The organism is Bartonella sp. AA2SXKL (genome assembly GCF_042197205.1).
Lineage (GTDB): Bacteria > Pseudomonadota > Alphaproteobacteria > Rhizobiales > Rhizobiaceae > Bartonella.
Genome location: NZ_JBHIRN010000026.1, coordinates 5,798 through 7,834 on the forward strand (window position 1 = coordinate 5,798; position 2,037 = coordinate 7,834).

Annotated in this window: 3 protein-coding genes; all 3 read left to right on the top strand. The window is 42.0% G+C overall.

Annotation, left to right across the window (positions count from 1 at the left end):
* A partial coding sequence (locus ACFINS_RS09160; protein ID WP_375706119.1) for a hypothetical protein occupies positions 1 to 474 on the top strand: 474 nt, incomplete at its 5' end.
* A 68-nt stretch (positions 475 to 542) separates the two neighbouring features.
* Positions 543 to 1,619 carry a filamentous hemagglutinin gene (locus ACFINS_RS09165; protein WP_375651471.1) on the top strand — a complete coding sequence of 359 codons (1,077 nt, stop codon included), beginning with the start codon at positions 543 to 545 and terminating at the stop codon, positions 1,617 to 1,619.
* Positions 1,616 to 2,023, top strand: a complete 408-nt coding sequence (locus ACFINS_RS09170) for a hypothetical protein (RefSeq protein WP_375623805.1) — start codon at positions 1,616 to 1,618, stop codon at positions 2,021 to 2,023. The genes ACFINS_RS09165 and ACFINS_RS09170 overlap by 4 nt, the downstream gene beginning before the upstream one ends.
* Positions 2,024 to 2,037: the final 14 nt, after the last annotated feature.

The window sequence follows — 2,037 nt, forward strand, 5'->3', positions numbered from 1 at the left end:
AAGCACAATGATGTAGCCCCTAAAAAGCACAATGATGTAGCCCCTAAAAAGCACAATGATGTAGCCCCTAAAAAGCGCAATGATGCAGCCCCTAAAAAGCGCAATGATGTAGCCCCTAAAAAGCGCAATGCTGAAGCCTCTAAAAAGCGCAATGATGTAGCCCCTAAAAAGCACAATGATGTAGCCCCTAAAAAGCGCAATGATGTAGCCCCTAAAAAGCGCAATGATGTAGCCCCTAAAAAGCGTAATGCTGAAGCCCCTAAAAAGCGTAATGCTGAAGCCCCTAAAAAGCGTAATGCTGAAGCCCCTAAAAAGCGTAATGCTGAAGCTCCTAAAAAGCGTAATGCTGAAGCTCCTAAAAAGCGTAATGCTGAAGCTCCTAAAAAGCGTAATGCTGAAGCCCCTAAAAAGCACAATGATGTAGCCTCTAAAAAGCGTAATGCTGAAGCCTCTAAAAAGCGCATGATGGAGTAGAAGGGGAAACCAAATCTGCTATCAGCGATGGGACTATCATCCTTACTGATACAACTGGACAGAGGGCGATGGGGCAAGATGCTGGACAAATCATTGGCTCTCTCAACCGCAACACCGCAGCAGCCCACCAAGCTGTAGGACAGCTAGATGTCGCACCGCTTGAGGGAGCAGTGCATAATCGCGTAGATATGATCAATGATTTATCGGATGAAGGATTGGGATACTGGGACAAAGTGCGCGAAGTCGCAAATGTTAAAGAACATCCAGTAGGTGAGATTTTGCATGATGAAAATGGCAATGTCCTCTATTTAACCGATGAAAATGGAAAACCTATAAAAGACAGCGATGGAGAATATATTACTCTGTATCACTTTTTAAATGCTGAAGATGAGCAGCATTTACAAGCTGGCTCTGATGGCAACAGGCGTATGTTCTATAATGGTATTTTTAACACACCAGATGAAGCAGCCGGTAATGCTGTCCACTTAGCTGATAATGAACATGAACCCCTTTATTTTACATACCACCCACAAGCTAAAGACAGGCTCGTAGAGTACGGAGTAGCGATTTATGAATATTTTGGGAGATGGAGTAATTCGACCAAGAAGTTACAAGATTTTATCTATCGTTATGGCAATACAGGGGCGATTGTTAGTGCGCATAGCCGTGGTACCATAACAGTAAGCAATGGAGCAAATGACTTGCAAGAACATGGTATCCACGGTGTAGCCAAGAAAACAGACTTCTATCTTGTTAGAGCGGCTGCTCACATGCAATCGATGGCCAATACAGTAGATTATCTAAGCGATGGCGAAAAAAATTATATCTACACACAAGGTCATATGTTAGATCCCATTAGTACAGTGATTGGTTACAATTGGCCTACGGCTTATAAGGCACCTTTTAATCTAGATTTTTCACTTTTGGAGAAAGGTATAAAAAATCCTTTTTATATGACGATATTTGCAGCAAACAGTTTATTTACTATAGCAACTAATCCAATCAGAGAGATGGGGAGAGCGGTCTGGGGACTTAACCCGAGCCCCCATAATTGTTATGCTGATGCGAGTCGTGAGTGTCAAATTAATTATGGTTCATTTAGTTTTAACAAACTTTATTCAACGAGAACAGGGAACAAAAAATGAAAATGTTGTTTAATTTATTAAGCCTGCTCATTCTGTTAACGGTTGCTGGATGTGATATTGAAAACATTGATAAACCTCCTCGAGGAGAGACGGCTGTGTGGGAGAAGCTAGGAGCAGATTCTACGGAGGTAGGAAAAGCATTGCTAGAGTGTGGTTTGCCACACCTTAATTATCTTGAGGATGAAGTTCAAAAGTTAAGCAACAATGAGAATGCAACGATTGATGCTTGCATGATCCAAGCAGGATTCCATTATAAAGGGAGAGCTAGCTGGTGTTCTCCTTTTAACGGTAGAGACCTTCCCATTTGTCAGCCTGGTGCTGTCATCCCGAAGAGAAGTGTCGAAAAGCGCTTAAACAGCCCTTTTTGTAAAAGAAGTCCAGTACAACCTGAATGCAAACCTTAAGTTTTGTTTGTGAT

Coding starts and splice junctions, on each gene's coding strand:
- ACFINS_RS09170 (WP_375623805.1), top strand. CDS start 1,616: ATGAAAATGTTGTTTAATTTATTAAGCCTGCTCATTCTGTTAACGGTT.
- ACFINS_RS09165 (WP_375651471.1), top strand. CDS start 543: ATGGGGCAAGATGCTGGACAAATCATTGGCTCTCTCAACCGCAACACC.